Genomic DNA, 17691 nt, shown 5'->3' with positions numbered 1-17691 from the left:
CCATGACAATCCATGACATCACTGCCACCCGCCGTGGCTTTCTCGCCGGCGCCGGCCTGGTCATCGGCGTTTCGATCGCGCCGAAATTCCTCTCTGCAGCGCCCACAGGAGTGCCCGCCGGCGGCGGGCCGGAGCTACTCCCGCTCAACGCGTTCGTGAAGATAGCGACGGACGATACTGTCACAATTCTCTCCAAGCATATCGAATTCGGACAGGGGCCATTCACAGGTCTCGCGACCTTGTTGGCCGAAGAACTGGACGCCGACTGGAGCCAGATGCGGGCGGTCCATTCGCCGACCGACAACAAAATTTACGCCAACCTTCTCTTCGGACTGCAGGGCACGGGCGGATCGAGCTCGATCGCCAATGCCTACGAACAGATGCGGCAGGCGGGCGCGACCGCCCGCGCCATGTTGGTCGCGGCGGCAGCCGAGGCGTGGAAGGTCCCGGCCTCCGAGATCACCGTGGAAAAGGGCCGCATCAAGCATGCCGCGTCGTCCAAGGAAAGCGGTTTCGGCGCCTTTGCGGATGCCGCAGCGAAGCAGACGCCACCGGACAATACCAAGCTAAAGGACCCCAAGGATTTCGTGCTCATTGGCACTGAACTGCCGAAGCTCGACACTAGGGGCAAGATCAATGGCACGGCGATTTTCACTCTTGATATCACCCCCGACAATCTGCTGATCGCGGTGGTCGCCCATGCCAAGTTCTTTGGCGCCACCGTCAAATCGGTCGATGACAGCGAAGCCCGCAAGGTCCAGGGCGTGGTCGATGTCAAGCAGATCCCGCAGGGTGTCACCGTCTATGCCGATAACACGTTTGCCGCGCTCAAGGGCCGCGACGCGCTGAAAATCGAATGGGACGTGAGCCAGGCCGAGACTCGCTCCTCGTCACAGCTGGCTGCCGAATATGCCAGGCACTTCAACGAGCCTGGCCTGGAAGCGACCAACAACGGTGACGTCGACAAGGCCTTCAAGCAGGACGGCCTCGAGACCATCGAGGCTGAAATCGTCTTCCCCTTCCTCGCCCATGCGCCGATGGAGCCGCTCGACGCCGTCTTCATCAAAGCTGCAGACGGTTCGGTCGATATCTATAACGGCGCCCAGTTCCCCGGCTTCGACCAGCAGGTGGCGGCCCAGATCCTAAAGCTCGACGAGTCTAAGGTCCGGGTCAACACCCAGCTTGCTGGCGGCAGCTTCGGACGCAAGGCGCAGTTCGGTTCGCCCTATATGCAAGAGGCCGCGACAGTATACGCCCTGAGTGGCGGCGATCGTCCCCTCAAGCATATGTGGACCCGCGAAGACGATATCCAGGGCGGTTTCTATCGGCCGATGTATGCGCACAAGATGCGGGGCGCCATCAACGCCAAAGGCGAGATTGTCGCCTGGGACCAGGTGATCGTCGGCCAGTCTATCATGGCCAAGGCCGATCTCGACTCGACCTCAGTGGAGGGCGCATCGAACCTTCCCTACAAGATCCCGAACCTGAAGGTGACCTCGCACAATATCAAGCTGCCGATCCCGCCGCTCTGGTGGCGATCGGTCGGGCATACCCATACCGGCTTTGCCGTCGAGACCTTCGTCGATGAACTGCTGACCCGCGTCGGCCGTGACCCTGTCGAGGGCCGGCTGGCTTTGCTCGAAAAAGACTCCCGCCATGCTGGCGTGCTGCGCAAGGCCGCCGAGATGGCGGACTGGGGTGCGAAACTGCCGCAGGGCCATTCGCGTGGCGTCGCGGTCGTCGAAAGCTTCGGCAGTTTCGTGGCCCAGGTCGCGGAAGTCTCGGTCGGCGCCGATGGCGCACCGCGCGTCCACAAAGTCTGGTGCGCGGTCGATTGCGGCATCGCGGTCAATCCCAATGTCATCAAAGCGCAGATGGAGGGCGGCATCGGTTATGGACTTGGCGCCGTGTTGTTTGACGCCGTGACTTTGGGCGAAGGCGGACGGATCATGCAGTCCAATTTCCACGACTATCGCTCGATCCGCATAAACGAGATGCCCGATATCGCGGTAGAGATCATCAAATCGACGGAGAAACCGACCGGCGTCGGCGAGCCCGGCGTGCCCCCTGCGGGGCCGGCGGTCGCCAATGCTTGGCGGAAGCTAACCGGCGCGCCGGTGCGCCAGCTTCCCGTCGTCAATCTCATGTCGTCCTGAAAGGTCACATCCGATGATTTCCAAGCTCCTGTTCACGGGCGCCGCTGCGCTCTGTCTGGCGGTGGCTGCTGGCCTGCCCGTCGCCACAGTCTCGATCGCTCAGAATGCCAAAAAGCTGCGTAGCGTCGAATCCTTCGATTCGATCGCCGACCAGGAGGCGCGCTCGATCGCGCTGTTCGAAGAGGCAGGCAAGGTCATCCAGCACCCTCGCTGCGTCAACTGTCACCCGGCCACTGACCGGCCGCTGCAGGGTATGTCGATGCATCCCCACCAGCCGCCTGTCTTCCGCGGCGATGGCGGCATGGGGCTGCTCGGCATGCAGTGCAACACCTGCCACGGTGCTGACAACATCAAGGTCGTTGGCCAAGCCGATACCCTGAAGAGCATTCCTGGCAATCCCAACTGGCATCTCGCCCCGATCGAGATGGCGTGGGAAGGCAAGACGCTCCGGCAGATCTGCGAGCAGATCAAGGATAAGGCCCGTAACGGCAACATGGCCATGGACCAGCTCATCGAGCACATGGCGCATGACGACCTGGTCGGCTGGGGCTGGAAGCCGGGTGACGGGCGCGAGCCGGTGCCGGGCACGCAGGATGAATTCGGCAAGATCTTCGCGGCCTGGGCCAAGACAGGTGCCGTCTGTCCGAAGTTCTGACCGACGCGCCGTTAGTTTCGGCGAACTGGCGGCGAGAGGCTCGCATCAGGATTGTCAGCGCCATTTGTCCTGATGCCACGTCTTTCGGTGCATGCTGGGCGACCGCGAGGGGTAATGGCGCGACGCGCGGCGAGCCCCCGTCACCGATCGCCGATAGGCGAGACCAGTCACTCTTTTCGACAACAATTGGTGGGCATAGTTGCTATTAATACCATTCGCGGCTACGGCTTGCCCTACCTTTGAGGGTGTTGACTATGCACGATACACCAATGCGAGGTGTTGATCGAGGGCTCGATAACGAGCTTCAAAGTTGAGCTAGAGCGCATCCGATTTAATTCGGTTCATATCCTGCTGCCCTGAAGAAGTTTGCGCATTCGGCTGGTGTGAAGAGTTCGACCACCAGGCCGATAGCGTTCCAGAGAGCGGCAATGGTTCTTTCCGCCCTTGCTCGCATCATCGCCTTGAGCTCGGCGAATGCGTTTTCAATGGGGTTGAAGTCTGGACTATAGGGCGGGAGGAAGAGCAGCGATGCTCCGACCGCCTCGATGGCATCTCGGACACCGGCGGCCTTGTGCGCAGGCAAATTGTCCATGATGACAATGTCGCCTGGTTCGACCGTGGGAACCAGCACCTGTTTGACTTAGGCAAGAAACACATTGCCGTTCATCGCGCCGTCGTAGACGAAGGGCGCGGTCATGCCCGACAGCCTGAGTGCGCCGTATGATCTATAGCTTTGTGTTCAGTATCCGCCGCCTCCTCGACGTCGGCATTGCGACCAAGGCAGAGGCTTTCTTCTGGATCCTCGGGTTCAGCACGATTGCGAATTTGCTGGCCGTCGGCATCGGCAAACCGACTTTGCTCGTAACCTACACTATCTATTATGGCGGATTGTTGCTTTGGCCCTCGGCAAAGCCGCGGCCGATGTGGACCCAAGAACCGCGCCAGCGAGACTGCCCTGCCAGACAAAGAAAAAGCCCCGGCCGATCCTCCCAGTTCGGTGCGGAGCTTTGCGCGCAGCCATTGCGGCGCTGCTGCAGTTCGCGAGCGGGGCGGATCCGCTCACCTGTTCGAGATCGTTAAGGGCTGCGCCGGCGGACCTTGGCGCAGCGGGCGATCTCGTATTTCACTTATATCTAAGGAATTGTGGTCCGATGGTGACGGTACGAAAGCGTTCGGTCGGTTAGGCCGCCTTCGCGCTGATCCGCTCAAAAGCGGAGCGCGCGCACGTCTCGTAAAGCAGGTTCGCGTCCCTGATGCCGTAGGAATATAGGTGAAGCAGGTAGGAGCCAAGGTCTAGCTCGCGTGTCTCGTCGCGTAGGAACCATGACTGCGATCGCACCCGGTCAAAAACCCGCTGGACTTCTTCTAACTCTGCGCCACTCATTACGCCGGAATGCTCGAACATGCTCAACCCCGAGGACTGATGTGGTTGCAATATGTCAAATTAGTTCCGGCTAAGATATATAAAACTTTGGGTGTTGCTGAAGGGTACGGTAATGCGCATTACCCGGAACCTGGCCGGTACATCATCGTTGATAGTCGTAGCGTACCTGAAGGCTGCTCGGCGTGGCCCGTCCACGTCGGCAGCTTCGTTCCGCTACTTCCGCAGCCGAACGCGCGGCCCTGCCGCCAGTTGTCACCCGCGTAGGTGCCCCTAAGCCCACCCTTCCCTATTCACACGATTCTTATTGACATCCATAAAAATAGACACCTTAGTTGTACGGTTGTACAAATACAAACGGGTGGAGCGAAATGAGTGCGTTTACGTCTATTTATGATGATTTTATTGGTTATGGCCTCCGCATCCCACGGCGACGCAATGTCCGATGTGAGCATGGAGAGGAAGCGAATCATGGTAAGCCTTTGCATCAGCGTCGTCGATGAATACACAAGTTATGCCGCTGGATTTTCTAAGCCGAAGGACCCCGTACGTCTTGAGCGCGAGTTTGAGCGGTGCGCCGAAATAATCGATGAGTATGAGATGCTCAGCCGATAGGGCACGCTGCAATCGCGCGGCAGGTCGGCTAACGCCAAATTGCCATTCCGAACCTTCCTCCGGCACTATTTTGCCGGCTTCTTCCCCGCCTTGCCTACCTCGCCACGCGCGCCAGGCGGCGCTTTCGTCAAATATCATTGCCGGCGGCAGCGCGCGGTCAGGGACACTCCCGCAGCCGAACGCCCGGGCCACCACCATTTGCCGGGATGAACTCGACGCCGGCGGCCTCCAGCGCAGCTCGGATGGCGGCGAGTGTTCGAGGCATGATTTCTTCGCCCCGCTCCAATCTTGAGATTGTGTCGACCGCTACCCCGGCCTCGCGCGCGAAGTCCCTGACGCCCCACCCAACCGCAGCACGCGCCATTTTGCTCTGCATTGCGCTCATCGTGACGGCGATCCTGACCTGGCTGAACAGTTCTGCGGAATTGGCACGATTGTAGGTGCCATATAAGCGGCCCGATGGAACTCGAGACTGCATCTTTCCAAGCGGGCCGTCTCGCCGACTTCGCCGGTCTTATAGCTCTGGCGGCTGAAGGCCTCGAGGCGGACGGCGACACGATCAACGCACCGAAATTCTACGCAGCAGCCGATGCGCTAAGAGAGAGCCTGGACAAGCTAAAGATGGAGATCTTCGTATTGTCCGAGGTTTGGCTGCGCGAACGGATCGCCGCGTCGTCGTAACTTATTGCCCCGTACCCCTCGGGACTTCTAGCCCGATAATGGTAATGGATGATGCGCGTTCGAGTCGCGTCAGGGCGCCAAGTAGTGGTCAACGGGTTAAGCTCCTTCCTCCCGTCGCCGAGAGGAGTCTAAGTGAAACGGTGTTGGCAAAAGCAAGGTCAAGGGGCAGCAAGTCTAACTGCGCTCTGCATCTCGACAACGTCGCGATTCATGCCGAAAGCCTGGTCGATGGCGCTGCAATGGCAGCTCGACGCCCATGAGTCTCTCAATCATGCCTAAACAAGGAACATTTGCCCTCCCGGGCCGTTGCACTGCGGCTTTTCCTATCGAGCATGAGGCTAGGTCGGTGCCGCTCACGCAGATCTATCTAAATTCGCTTCGACCCCTCGGTCGCCATAAGATCCACCTGACCATGATCGTGCTTACCAACCTCCTTCTTGCAGGAGGCGCAGTGCTCGAGCCCATACTGTTCGGCAACATCATCGATTCGATGTCGCGGCGCGGCCATGAACTGACTCCGCTCTTGCTATGGCTTTCCTTTGCTGTTGTCAGCACCGGATTCTCCGTACTTACCGCTCGGTGGGCTGATAGGCTCGCGCACAAGTGCCAGGCCGAAATCCTTGCAGTCTCGTTCGAAAACATGGTCGCGATGCCGATCGCCTGGCATAACCGGCGCGGCTCATCAAATGTCTTCCAGACGCTGGTCCGTGCCTGCGAGTCGCTGTTCAATATCTGGCTGGAATTCATGCGTTCACATCTGGCGACATTCGTCGCGCTTATGCTCCTGATACCAACTGCACTAGCGACGAACCTGCTGCTAGGCCTGATACTCATCGCTTTGGGTTTGGCCTATTGGTGGATCGGCAAGACGGTCATGGCGCGCACCAAGGATGGCCAGAGGGCCGTGGAACGACATTACCACAATGTCTTCATGCATATGAGCGACACCATCAACAATGTCACGGTTCTTCATGCCTTCAACCGTATCGAGATCGAGTCCAATATTCTCCGCGGATACATTGGCGCGCTTCTCGATGCGCAGTTTCCTGTACTCGACTGGTGGGCCATTGCCTCGGTCTTCAATCGGATGGCGGCAACCATCTCAATGACGGCCATCTTGATCACAGGTCTCGGACTTGTGCGCAGTGGAGAACTTTCCGTGGGCGATATCGTTACCTTCATCGGCTTCGCGACGATGATGATCGCCCGCCTGGATCAAGTTAGGGCCTTCGCGGCGCAGACGTTCGAGGCGAGTTCGAAGCTCGAAGAGTTTATTGGCCTTCAGTATGAAGCCGAGGCGGCGCGCAGGGCCGACCATTCGCCGGCCATTCATCGAGTACGGGGCCGGGTTGAGTTTCGCGACGTATCTTTCCACTACGACGACGGCACCTGGGCAGCCAGAAATCTTTCGTTTGTGATCGAGCCCGGCCAGAAGGTAGCGATCGTCGGTCCGACCGGCGCCGGCAAGACGACGATCGTCAACCTCCTACAGCGCATCTACGATCCCGTTGCGGGCTTGATACTAATCGACGACGTCGACATTGCCACAGTCTCGCGCGCCTCGATCCGCGATCACGTCGCAGTCGTCATGCAGGACACCGGTTTGCTCAATCGATCGATCTCGCAAAACATTCGCCTCGGACGCGAGGACGCTTCTCCGGATGAAGTGCGGGTTGCCGCCGCCGCGGCTGCCGCGCATGACTTCATCTGCCGGCGTCCGGAAGGCTATGACGCGGCCGTCGGCAACGGCGGCGGCAGACTGTCGGGCGGCGAACGCCAGCGCATCGCGATCGCACGCGCCATCCTCAAAGCGGCACCCATTCTGGTCCTGGACGAGGCGACCTCGGCGCTCGACGTCGAGACTGAGACGCTGGTCAAAGAGGCACTGGATCACATGACATATGACCGGACGACCTTCATTATCGCGCACCGCTTGTCCACTGTTCGTGACGCGGATCTTGTCCTCGTGCTCAATGCGGGTCGGATCGTTGAGTGTGGTAGCTATCAGGCATTACAACGCTCCAGCGGTCAATTCTCACGTCTGCTGGAAGCCTCCGGCATCGCAGCCTGAGCAAGATCACGTCTTCATGACGCATAGGCGTGTCGCTCGGGCAACGATTTTGCGGCGGCATGAGAGTTTGCGTAGCTCGTAAGGGCTCCTTTTCGAACGCGCCCTCAGAGCAACCCTTCAGGACGAAAGTGTATGTTACGGGTTGTGCCTGAAATCCGTCAGCAACGCACTTCAAACCGTCGCGAGCGTCGAAGCGGCTTCCCTGTGTCGCGGACCCGCGCGACACGGGTCCCCTGTCGAACGGAGTGTCAAGTTCACCGCGGTTGTGAACGAATTTTGGCGGCGCCGTCCTCAGGACGGGCTCGGCCTCTTCCTGGCGGTACACAATGTCAGCCAGGGGTAAGCTCAAAAGACTATAGCAAGAAATGCTAACTCACCGTAATGCTAGCTCGCACGGTATCGGACACCTTTGATGTGAAGAGCAGCCACGTCGAATTGCGTGATCGAGCCTCACGTCGCTTTGCAACTCGCAATACGCGTCATCAATGGACCGATATTTGACTGTCGGAGGGTTGTGCCGGCAGAGGAAAATCGATGAAGGCAGGCGCATATAAGAGGCATTTGTTTCCGGAAAGTCTTCAAGGAAACGGCCGGTCAAAGCCGACCCCCGTTTCATCAATGCAGACTTTTGACGGGTTGCTGTGCGCGTACTGGCGTTTCAGCAGCCGATGGGAGGCCTGGGGATTGACGGCGGTCATCATCCTCCTCACCGCCCTTTCATCGGTCGCCAGCGTCTGGTTCGCTGAAGCATCCGGACAACTTGTCGGCGCAATTGCCTCGCTTCAAAATCCAGCGCATCCGACCACACCCGCAACCATTCTAACTGCGGCAGCGACACTGGCAGCGATCGTCGTCACGAAAGAAATCGGATTCACGGCGCTCCGTCACTTCTTCGCTGCAACGCTGCACCGCAAATGGCGCGCATGGCTTGACCGACGTTTCAACGACGCTCTGCTTGACCGTAATCACACCCATTTCCATTTGCAACACGGAGCAGTAGAAGCCGCCACCACTGCGTCGCCTGACAACGTCGACCAGCGCATCCAGGAATCTATTAAAGGAATGGCCGGCGGCGCGATCGGACTTGCGATGGGAATCGCAGGCGTCATACTTTCTCTGTTCTTCGTCGGTGGAAAAATCGTAGCAACATCGACGCCAGTCAGCGGACTGGACCATCTTGGAAATTACGGCACCGCATGCCTCACGATTGCGGCTGTTATCCTCTTTGTCCCTCTCAATACCTTGCTGGCTGTCAAACTTGGCGCGGTGCTGCAGGACCTGAATATCAGGATGCAGTGGGCTGAGGGGAGCTACCGGCGTGCGTTGACCACGCTGTTCCATCGCAGTTTCCATCTGGCCGCCATGAACGGAGAGCGCGCACAAAGACAAATTCACCAGCGGCTGTATGTCGATATCGATCGCACCTGGGCCGGGCTCAACATCCTAAGCGCGAGTTATATGGCCTTCGAACTTGTCTACAGTTTCCTCGGCGCACGCATCATCGCCTATGCGCCCGGTTTTCTGCCCTATATCCATGGCAGCATCAATCTTCAGGAATATGTCACCGGTGCTGAACTCGCCAACGCAATCATCAACGATTCTTCCTGGTTCATCCATGTCATGCCGGATATCGCCCAATTGCGGGCGAACGCACTTCGTCTGACTGGCCTTGCCACTTCAATTGAGGACGTGCAGTGTCCTCGCGATTTCTACGCGCGCAGCGGACCCTCGGAGCTTCGTTATGAACATCAGGACTCGCGACTCGGTCTGACCATCAGAAACCTGCAGCTGATGCATCCCGGTGGTGGTGAAGCATTTATCGAAACAGGTCATCTAAACTTCGGCCGCGGTGAATGGGCGCTCCTCGTCGGCGCCTCAGGCAGTGGCAAATCGTCTATGCTTAAGGCAATCAACGGGCTCTGGCCGCATGGCTGCGGCACTGTTTTGCTGTCCCAAGAGATGCGTGTCTATTATGCGGCGCAGGACGTAAAATTGCCGCCGCTTTCGCTGAAGGAACTTGTGTGTTTGCCGGAACGCGCCGAAGGCTACACCGATACTGAGGTCATTGCAGCTCTTGCAGAAGCCGATCTCGCTGAATTTGCCATCGACTTAGCCGCAGAAGGAAAGGCCCACCAAAGCTGGGATCTTCTGCTCTCCGGGGGGCAAAAGCAAAAACTTATCCTGGCGCGCATCCTGCTGATGCGGCCGGGGCTATTGTTGCTGGACGAATCAACCAGTGCCCTCGACCACCAAGCCGTCATAGCTTTTCATGAGGCGATAAGGGATATCTGCCCAGACGTCACGGTAATAAGCGTCATGCACGGCACCGCCACTCCGAAGTCGGTCAAAAGCGAAGAGTTTTTTAGTAGTGTGCTTTCCATCGGCGATGGGATCGTCACCAAATCGCCTCTGACTCGAGTTCCAATCCGGCCTGTTGAATCAGCTCCTTTACCGACGTAAGTTGAGTGGGATGCTATGAGACTGAGGCGCTGGCGTTTGCCTGGGCTTCGCTGAAAACTCCGTTCGCGAGCCGACCGCCGCTATGAATGGGCATCGAGGTTCGCCCGTGCGATGATTGCTGACAAGTGCCGGACTGTCGTCTTGCGCCGATCGGCCATGCGTCGGCTGGCAACGAGACGCTGCTGCAGGGAGGGCGCGGCTTTGATCCCCTTGGACCTAGCTTCACCGAACTGCGAGCATCGTCAGCGCGTTCTCGGTCGCAGCCCCGGAGGCTGTATTATCGAAGACGCACCAGCTATCCGGCGCCAAAAGTTTCGAGAACGCTCTTATCTGTTCGACGGAGTAACTCGAGTAGTAGATCTTCGGCTTGCCGTGCAGGCGAACGTACCGCGGCGGATCAGAAAAATCCTCCGCTGGCCACACGGGCGCCGGGTCCGCAAGAACCCGGTCTATCGCGTAACTCTTCAACAACTCAAGCGCCTCGGCTGACGCCCAGCTCTTGTGCCGGACCTCAATGACGATGTGCCCTTGGTCGGCATTTCTTAGCGTGTTGAATGCGGTTTTCATTCCGCCATAATTGAATTCCAGCGACGGCGGTAATTGGCACAGCAACGGCCCGCGTTTTTCTCCGAGCGATACGATATCATCTAGGAATGTGTTGAAGGAGTCGCCGATGTCTTTCATCGCTCGGGTGTGGGTGATCTCTTTGGGAATCTTTACCGAGAACCGAAAGCTATCTGGGACGGACTCCGCCCAACGCGCGAAGGTCGACGTCTTGTGCCGACGGTAGAAGGTCGAATTGATCTCCACGCCGTTGAACACAGACGCATACCGGGTCAACCCAATGCCTCCCACTGCAAAGCGGTTAGCTGCATTCCTCGGAATAGACCAAGCTGCGGTCGCGACGATTGGCAAACCGACTACTCCCGCAATCCATGAACATGCGCCAGAAGAGGAACGAAGGGGCCGATGTCAGAGTTCCACGAATAATTCACTCTGCCTTTCCTGTTGGATTTTGGAACGTAATTCAGAGTTCTCACCAGATGAATCGCATATCCGCTGTAGCCGCAGCCCTCGTATGTTTCTTCGCAGTGTCATCAAGCGTACCGGCAGCGGCACTACCTTCACCTCGCGGGCGAGCGGTACTCGGCGCTTCAAATCGTGCCAGTACCTCCGTGGCCACGACTGCAGAAATCAGCAGTTGCCCTCGTTTGCGTTCTCATCGCCCCACTTGGCGGCGTCCGAAGTGCGTTCCGGGTCCATTTTTGGAATTGCTACCGACGCCTAACTGCCCTTGCTGGCGATCTCCTTCTGCTTATCATCGTCCATCGACGCAAAGCCACGCATGGAACTATCACCACCTTGGTGTCCACCTTCATTCAAACCGTGATCAGATCACTCACACTGAGTGACTGGTTTGACCGCAATGAAAAAAATGAAATAGCTTGCGCTGAACTCGTGTCAGTATTGTCCGACCAAGGAGGGCTGACCGTCGACGAATTGCATGCGAAGTGCGTGGATACGGCCTCGGAGCGGTTCGGCAAACCGACAATTCCTTCACACGGTTGACATGACCGTGTTTGAGGCACGATCCGCGGCCAGAAGCAAAGTCGCTTCGGCGTCGTTGCCTGACGATCGGCTTGCGAACCTCTGGCGGCGTGATTGGCGAAAAGCTCTATCCGACCAGACACACGACGATCGGCTCAGGTGGTTGACGCCGACCTGCAAACCGTAGCGATGCAATAGAGTGTGAACCTATCCTGCGAACGGTTTCGTACCAACCCCGGCGCTTAAGCACCTATAAAGAGTATTGTTCGGATAATGCAGCGGTAGGGAGATGCTGCATGTCGCGATTCAAGTTGCTATGGCGAGATCGGAACGGAAACTTTGGGATGGTTTTCGCCCTTGTCGCCATGCCCTTGATAGTTGCAGTGGGTGTGAGTTTCGATTTTGTCCAGGCTTATAACGCACGTCGGGATATGCAGGTCGATCTCGACGCCGCCGTCCTCGCTGCTGTGAATGAAATTAACGCGCTCAGCGAGCAGAAGCTCCGCGAAAAAGTGAAATTATGGTTCGCCGCACAAAGCGAAATGAAGACGTCGAGCTACACACTCGCAGACACTGCCATTAACATCGACAAGACCACCCGGACGATCAATGCGGTTGCGAGCGGCAACGTGCCAACCTCGCTTCTTCGCGTCGTCAACATCAATAAGGTGGATGTTCGCGTGAAAACCTCGGTGGCCGCTCCGGGAGCTTCCTATCTCAACGTTTACGTCATGCTGGACAAATCGGCATCCATGATGCTGGCGGCGACAAAGGCCGATCAGAGCGCACTGAAGCAATACTCGGGTGGCTGCACTTTCGCCTGCCACACGCCTGAAGGCAACCATACATATAACGGTCAGACCTACTCCAACAACTATGATCTTGCCAAAGCGATCGGTATCCAGCTTAGAGCAGACGTTTCGGTAAGCGCCGTGGAAAAGGTGCTTGATGTCATTGCAGAGAAGGATCCGAACCAAACTCGTATCAAGGTTGGCTTCTATTCGATGGGAACGAGCGCCTTCGAGGTCATGGCACCAACCAATTCAATTTCGTCAGCTCGCCTTACTCTCAAGAATGACGTCAAGGGCCTGACGAGTGCCACCTCCTTTTCTAGCACTTACTTTCATGTCGCACTCCCGCAGTTAGCCACATTCGTTGGACCGGCGGGCGATGGCAGTTCTACGCTCAAACCCCTGAAATTGGTTCTTCTGTTGACCGACGGTGTCCAATCGGCCCGCGACTGGGTGCATAATGACCCTGACCGAGTCACACCGCTCAATCCGGACTGGTGTGACGATGTCAAGAAAGCAGGCGCAGAGATCGGCGTCCTCTACACCGAATACCTTCCCATTAAAGGTGACTGGGGCTATGAGCGCACGGTCGGCGAAACGATGAAATCCAGCGATTACACGAGCGTCTGGAAAGGCGAGATGCCGTCCGGGAAGGACAAGAACATCGATCGACGCGACTTTATTCCGCTGGCCCTAAAGGCGTGCGCGTCCAAACCAGACCTTTTCCTCTCAGCCTCGGATCCCGATGAAATTGAGGACGGTCTTTCATCGCTCTTCGAGCAGTATCTCGCGATGGTGAGAATAACGCAGTGAAGCCACTACGCTGACGCTGACGCTGACAAATATCGAGGGGGCACGCGGCATCGCATAGTTAGCCACAAATCCGGAACATAACGAATTCAGCAGCCCGTGGCGTCGGTTCTGAGTTGCGGTGAGGGTCGGTTGATAAATTGACCTTCGTTTCGACTGTCGGGCTGGGGGCATGGCCGGCGCTGATGATTCCAGCGCCGGCCATCAATGCTCAGTGGAAGTCCACACCGGCTAGACGGCGTCACTGCGGGGTGACTATTCGTGGTGCGCTTCGCGTCTACAAAGGGATTTCTCAATGGCCGCCGGCACTGGTTCAACGTAAGCGCTGTTCTGACAGCACGGTGTTCAGGGCTTGACCGATTCCCTGGTCACCGCAGGGCAGCAAGGCGCTCCGCTTCAGCCATCGCCACGGCTTTGGTTTTGAATGGCCCGATATCATGCTCTTCGGTATCGGGCAACCATTTCGCCAAGAACCACCATCCGCCGGGGCGGTAGCTGGCGTTGCTGCGAACCGATCCAATGTCCTTGGCGAAGAACCAGCCGGAATCAATTCCATCCTGTTCCCAAATGGTGCTTTTCTCAGTCATGAGATACCTTCTCTTGGACGTACCCAAGCCCTTTTATCCGGGCGGTAGGACCACGGCAACAGCTCGTCGATCTCGCTGTTCGGATGGCCGCTGACAATCCTGGTGATGACATCTGCCAGATAGGCCATTGGTTCAACGTCGTTGAGCTTGGCCGTTTCGATGAGCGAGGCGATGGTCGCCCAATGTTCAGCACCCGCATCGGAACCCGCGAAGAGTGCGTTCTTCCGATTCAGAGCGATCGGCCTGATGGAACGCTCGACGGTATTGGAGTCGATTTCGATGCGGCCGTCGTGGATGAAGCGGGTCAATCCATCCCAGCGCGACAGCGTGTAGCGGATGGCTTCGGCAACCTTGGTCTTCTGGCTGATAAGGGTGAGTTGCTCGGTCAGCCATGGTGCAAGGCTATCGGCGATCGGTCGGCTCTTTCCCTGCCGCACAGTGCGGCGCTCCTCGTGGGTTCCACCGCGGATGTCGTCTTCGATCCTGTAGAGTTCAGCGGTGCGCCTGAGCGCTTCGCTGGCAATAGGCGCAGGCCCGCGGCGGCGAGCTCATAGAACCGCCTGCGCACATGGCTCCAGCAGAGTGCCAAAGACACACTGTTGCCAGCGGCGATCGCGCGATAGCCGGAATATCCATCTACCTGTAGCACACCGACGAAGCCGCTGAGATGGGCCATCGGCCGTTCGCCCTTGCGGTCAGGCGCATAGACATGGACGACGCCGGGCGGATCGGCTCCCTGCCATGGCTGTCGTCACGAGCATAGGCCCAGCTCACCCATCGCGGCGCGGGAAGCTTGTAGTGAACGGTTGGCCCGCACAGCATTGGTCGCCGCTGCGCTTGGGCCGGCGATAAGGTTGCTGTAAGTTTGGTCGATCGTTGAGATTTGATAGCCCGCGTACAGAGCGACTGCGATCGAAAAAATCCCGAATGTGGCCATGATGACCAAGAACTTGCCGATGATAGGTATGTTTTCATGAGTGTCCCGAGTATGTGAACAGCGCTGGCTTCAATGCGCCTGCTCATATCAGGAGATCTCATTTGGTTAGCTATACGTTAAAGCACCTGTCTACCGCTTTATCAGGAAAAACAGGAACTTGATAAAGCGCATGCCCGCCGCGCATGTCGTCTGGGCTTCAGATCAAGCCACGCCCGTCCGTAGAACTCGCGAGCGGCGTCCTAGTTTTCGAGGAGGTGACTTCCTTGGCAAACTCCTGCTGGGGCGGTGGCCCTCTCATCTGCGGATTTCTCAATGTATGACGAACCTCTGAATTTCCCGGGGAACGATCTACACCGAAATACCGTTGGCCCAAGAGAGGATCAAGAAAATGAGCGATGTCTATCAGGACGGGAAGCGAGACATGAGAACTGCCATCAAACGTGGCTTCCTTTGCAGGTGTCCGAGGTGCGGCGAAGGAAAACTGTTTCGGGCGTTTCTCAAGCCCGTCGACAAATGTGCCGTCTGCGGTGAGGATTACACCCATCACCGAGCCGACGACCTTCCCGCCTATCTATCCATAGTGATCGTCGGCCACATCGCAGTGGGCGGCTTCATGGCTACAGACCAATTGGTCGCCTGGTCGAACTGGGTTCATCTCGCCATATGGACGCCCATGACTGTCATCCTGGCACTGGGCACGATCCAACCAATCAAAGGCGGCGTGATTGGATTCCAGTGGGCCAGCCGTATGCATGGGTTTGGCGGCCACGCCTAATGTCGGCCAGCTGGCCCCTGACGAGCCTGAGTTCTGCGGGCTCATTATCTGCACCATTCTTATAGCCCGGTAATGTTTAGCGCCCGACGAGGCAATCTCTTTCGATCATATTAAGAGTCTCGATGTCTCCCCTCCCGAAGGGCGGGGTCTATGGCTCGTTTGGCCTGCGCGGAGGTGTGAGGTAGATCGTCAGGATGGGTAACATCGCGCACCATCCCATAGGTTATCTCTTCGGTAGGCCCGAAGCCGAAGATTGCCCGTGCCCTGTCCGAATATTCGAATGTATTGGTTCGAAGTTCCCAATCCCATATGCCGATGGAGGCCGCCCTCAGCGCGAGTTCGAGTTTCAGATCACCTTTCATTAGTTCTCCGAAAAGATTGCGCGGAGTCCCGCTTCGGCTTCGAGGTCAATTCGGCGTTCCCATGCCTGCATCGGGTCACTGATAACCTCAAAGCGGAATCCGGCTTCCATGGCTGCCACAACCACCGCCGCTCTTGCTGAATCGCCGACCAGGTCGCCTGACAGACATGCGTCACATGTGGCTACTGCGCGAACAAAACTCGGCGCATGGATGTCGGGAAAATGGTGTCGGAGGCATTTGAGCGCGTCAAACGCATTGTCAACAAAAGTCCACTCGCGATCGATGAGAAGCGCGACCGCTAAATCAAACGTGCCGATAGAATCTGTTGACAGTCGCAGCTGATTGTCAGGATGAATGTTCAATCAGCTCCTCCCAGATCACGCTTACAAGAGTTACGTTCGGCTTCCGCGAATGCGATGTGCGAACGACCGACCACGTCGAGCTTTGCCACGCCATGAACTCCCCCAGCCTGCGGCCAGTCGTACAAACGGTGTGCGATCGATTTAGTTCCGAAATTCGTAGAACATGCAACAATAGATCGGACACTTCATAAGGGTGCGAACCTGGAGTGGAATTAAGGCAAGCCAAAACTCATACCGTTTCTGACACGAAGTTTAGAGAGAACAACTTTCGGATGATTGATGTTGTGGAATTCGCCAGCTTGGTATGGCAACGTGTTGAAACATATTTGAGACTTGGAGGCGTCGAAGCAACAGAAGGGAAAGAGGCGCGACCAACGTCGGAAATGCGCGAGGGAGGCCTTACTCCAGGAAAACCGCGCTTTGTCCATCGTGTCCCTGAAATCTTGCAAGGTCTGCGCCGTATGGCTACGTCTCGTCCTTCCCGAACTGCGCTCGATCGATCCGGTTTAGAAGTTGGCTTCCTTCAAGCTACGCAAGTTTAGCCGGACCTCAGTTCGGCATCCTTGTGCTGCAGGTTCTCTTGAAACCGATCCGTTGAACTGAGCGGCCATCAGTTTGATTAGACGTGACCCGACACCTTCGCCGACAGTGGGAGGGCATCCCACACCGTTGTCTTCGACCACGATCAGGAGGTTATCCGCATCGCCGCGCAACACGATGTCGACCGTGCCTCCTTCTCCGTGGGGAAAAGCGTACTTGAACGCGTTTGTAGCGAGTTCATTGACGATGAGCCCCACGGACACCGCTTGATTGGATGGCAGGAGAATCGGATCGCAAGAGACGCGCAGGGCGATTGGCCTGATGTCGCGCAACAGGTCCCCCAGACCGCGGGCTAGGTCCTCCAGATAGGTGGCTATCTCGACGGTGGCCAGGTCGTCTTCGGTTTGACGTAGTCGCTGATGAACCTGAGCAATCACGTTCAAGCGTACGGTCGCAGACTCAAGCGCATCCTTTGCAGCGCCATCACTCACCGAACGCGCCTGGAGTCTGAGAAGCGAACCAACCGTCGCAAGGTCGTTTTTGATGCGATGCCCAAGTTCCTCAAGTTGGACTGCCCTAGCGCTCTCCAAGCGCTCCAGTTTGCGGACCGCTTTGCGCAAAGCCTCGGTGACGGCGGCGATGGTGAAGCCGACCAACACGAATATGAAAATCGGGAACCAATGACGTGCTTCCACCAGCTCACTGCCGCGCGGCTCGATGAAGTATCCAGCGGCAATAGCCGCGCTTAACCCCGTTGCAAAGAACCCTGATCCGCGGTCAAAGAGCAGTGCTGACAAGAACACAGCCGGGACGAAATGCAGGAGCGGATAGCCACGAAGCGACTCGTCAAGTGCGAGCCTCAGCAGCCCGGCGCAACACACGATCGCGGTGGTGATGCCGTACCTTACCAAAATCGAGGTCTGCCGCCGTGGTAATATAGCCAGCAAAAGATTTTCCATT

14 protein-coding genes and 2 pseudogenes are annotated in these 17691 nt (G+C 57.5%); 7 read left to right on the top strand and 9 right to left on the bottom strand.

Going from position 1 to position 17691, the window contains the following annotated elements; all coding sequences use genetic code 11:
* Nucleotides 1-2: 2 nt before the first annotated feature.
* Both AC2YI2_RS18150 and AC2YI2_RS18145 read left to right on the top strand, forming a co-directional pair.
* The gene (locus AC2YI2_RS18150; protein WP_487387900.1) at nt 3-2156 is read left to right on the top strand and encodes a xanthine dehydrogenase family protein molybdopterin-binding subunit; all 2154 of its coding nucleotides are present in this window, start codon (nt 3-5) and stop codon (nt 2154-2156) included.
* Nucleotides 2157-2169: 13 nt separating this feature from the next.
* A complete protein-coding gene (locus AC2YI2_RS18145; RefSeq protein WP_487387899.1) occupies nt 2170-2811 on the top strand; it encodes a multiheme c-type cytochrome in 642 nt (213 codons plus the stop codon).
* A gap of 331 nt (nt 2812-3142) precedes the next feature.
* Here AC2YI2_RS18145 and AC2YI2_RS18140 read toward each other — a convergent pair.
* The 3 genes and pseudogenes from AC2YI2_RS18140 to AC2YI2_RS18130 form a co-directional block, all read right to left on the bottom strand.
* Nucleotides 3143-3529: pseudogene (locus AC2YI2_RS18140) on the bottom strand (transposase); the annotation flags it as partial.
* 462 nt (nt 3530-3991) lie between these two features.
* Nucleotides 3992-4216, bottom strand: coding sequence for a hypothetical protein (locus AC2YI2_RS18135; RefSeq protein ID WP_487387898.1), 225 nt, complete (start codon nt 4214-4216; stop codon nt 3992-3994).
* A gap of 748 nt (nt 4217-4964) precedes the next feature.
* Complete coding sequence (locus AC2YI2_RS18130; protein ID WP_487388156.1) at nt 4965-5171, bottom strand: helix-turn-helix domain-containing protein; 207 nt, start codon at nt 5169-5171, stop codon at nt 4965-4967.
* A gap of 95 nt (nt 5172-5266) precedes the next feature.
* On the opposite strand from AC2YI2_RS18130, the gene AC2YI2_RS18125 reads away from it, so the two are divergent.
* The 3 genes from AC2YI2_RS18125 (at nt 5267) to AC2YI2_RS18115 (ending at nt 10019) form a co-directional block, all read left to right on the top strand.
* A complete protein-coding gene (locus tag AC2YI2_RS18125) occupies nt 5267-5488 on the top strand; it encodes a hypothetical protein (protein ID WP_487387897.1) in 222 nt (73 codons plus the stop codon).
* 346 nt (nt 5489-5834) lie between these two features.
* The gene (locus tag AC2YI2_RS18120; RefSeq protein ID WP_487387896.1) at nt 5835-7559 is read left to right on the top strand and encodes a glucan ABC transporter ATP-binding protein/ permease; all 1725 of its coding nucleotides are present in this window, start codon (nt 5835-5837) and stop codon (nt 7557-7559) included.
* Between the two features lie 534 nt (nt 7560-8093).
* A complete protein-coding gene (locus tag AC2YI2_RS18115; RefSeq protein ID WP_487387895.1) occupies nt 8094-10019 on the top strand; it encodes an ATP-binding cassette domain-containing protein in 1926 nt (641 codons plus the stop codon).
* Nucleotides 10020-10241: 222 nt separating this feature from the next.
* On the opposite strand, the gene AC2YI2_RS18110 is transcribed toward AC2YI2_RS18115, so the two are convergent.
* Both AC2YI2_RS18110 and AC2YI2_RS18105 read right to left on the bottom strand, forming a co-directional pair.
* Nucleotides 10242-10934: a DUF72 domain-containing protein gene (locus AC2YI2_RS18110; protein WP_487387894.1), complete on the bottom strand. Its 693-nt coding sequence runs from the start codon at nt 10932-10934 to the stop codon at nt 10242-10244.
* 369 nt (nt 10935-11303) lie between these two features.
* Nucleotides 11304-11366 carry a KGG domain-containing protein gene (locus AC2YI2_RS18105; protein ID WP_487388155.1) on the bottom strand — a complete coding sequence of 21 codons (63 nt, stop codon included), beginning with the start codon at nt 11364-11366 and terminating at the stop codon, nt 11304-11306.
* A gap of 497 nt (nt 11367-11863) precedes the next feature.
* Between AC2YI2_RS18105 and AC2YI2_RS18100 the strand changes: the two genes are divergently transcribed.
* Entirely contained in the window at nt 11864-13171 is a 1308-nt protein-coding gene (locus tag AC2YI2_RS18100) for a TadE/TadG family type IV pilus assembly protein (protein ID WP_487387893.1), read from the top strand.
* Between the two features lie 365 nt (nt 13172-13536).
* Here the strand turns inward: AC2YI2_RS18100 and AC2YI2_RS18095 are convergent, their stop codons facing one another.
* On the bottom strand, nt 13537-13755 hold the full coding sequence (locus AC2YI2_RS18095; RefSeq protein WP_487387892.1) for a hypothetical protein: 219 nt from the start codon (nt 13753-13755) through the stop codon (nt 13537-13539).
* Nucleotides 13752-14523, bottom strand: a pseudogene (tnpC, locus tag AC2YI2_RS18090) (IS66 family transposase); the annotation flags it as partial. The gene AC2YI2_RS18095 and the pseudogene tnpC, both read right to left, overlap by 4 nt.
* A 548-nt stretch (nt 14524-15071) precedes the next feature.
* Between tnpC and AC2YI2_RS18085 the strand changes: the two are divergent.
* A complete protein-coding gene (locus tag AC2YI2_RS18085; RefSeq protein ID WP_487388154.1) occupies nt 15072-15467 on the top strand; it encodes a DUF983 domain-containing protein in 396 nt (131 codons plus the stop codon).
* A 361-nt stretch (nt 15468-15828) separates the two neighbouring features.
* On the opposite strand, the gene AC2YI2_RS18080 is transcribed toward AC2YI2_RS18085, so the two are convergent.
* On the bottom strand, nt 15829-16191 hold the full coding sequence (locus AC2YI2_RS18080; protein ID WP_487387891.1) for a DUF982 domain-containing protein: 363 nt from the start codon (nt 16189-16191) through the stop codon (nt 15829-15831).
* A gap of 506 nt (nt 16192-16697) precedes the next feature.
* Nucleotides 16698-17690, bottom strand: a complete 993-nt coding sequence (locus AC2YI2_RS18075; RefSeq protein ID WP_487387890.1) for a sensor histidine kinase — start codon at nt 17688-17690, stop codon at nt 16698-16700.
* Nucleotide 17691 lies beyond the last annotated feature (1 nt).

The sequence above is a fragment of the Rhizobium sp. SRI_017 genome (genome assembly GCF_057586295.1).
The sequence above is the reverse complement of the archived record's forward strand: the minus strand, read 5'-3'. Positions and strand labels throughout refer to the sequence as shown.

What these genes read in the sequence shown, in the direction of transcription:
- AC2YI2_RS18150 (WP_487387900.1), top strand. Translation starts at nt 3, where the DNA reads ATGACAATCCATGACATCACTGCCACCCGCCGTGGCTTTCTCGCCGGC.
- AC2YI2_RS18145 (WP_487387899.1), top strand. Translation starts at nt 2,170, where the DNA reads ATGATTTCCAAGCTCCTGTTCACGGGCGCCGCTGCGCTCTGTCTGGCG.
- AC2YI2_RS18135 (WP_487387898.1), bottom strand. Translation starts at nt 4,216, where the DNA reads ATGTTCGAGCATTCCGGCGTAATGAGTGGCGCAGAGTTAGAAGAAGTC.
- AC2YI2_RS18130 (WP_487388156.1), bottom strand. Translation starts at nt 5,171, where the DNA reads ATGGCGCGTGCTGCGGTTGGGTGGGGCGTCAGGGACTTCGCGCGCGAG.
- AC2YI2_RS18125 (WP_487387897.1), top strand. Translation starts at nt 5,267, where the DNA reads ATGGAACTCGAGACTGCATCTTTCCAAGCGGGCCGTCTCGCCGACTTC.
- AC2YI2_RS18115 (WP_487387895.1), top strand. Translation starts at nt 8,094, where the DNA reads ATGAAGGCAGGCGCATATAAGAGGCATTTGTTTCCGGAAAGTCTTCAA.
- AC2YI2_RS18100 (WP_487387893.1), top strand. Translation starts at nt 11,864, where the DNA reads ATGTCGCGATTCAAGTTGCTATGGCGAGATCGGAACGGAAACTTTGGG.
- AC2YI2_RS18095 (WP_487387892.1), bottom strand. Translation starts at nt 13,755, where the DNA reads ATGACTGAGAAAAGCACCATTTGGGAACAGGATGGAATTGATTCCGGC.
- AC2YI2_RS18075 (WP_487387890.1), bottom strand. Translation starts at nt 17,690, where the DNA reads ATGGAAAATCTTTTGCTGGCTATATTACCACGGCGGCAGACCTCGATT.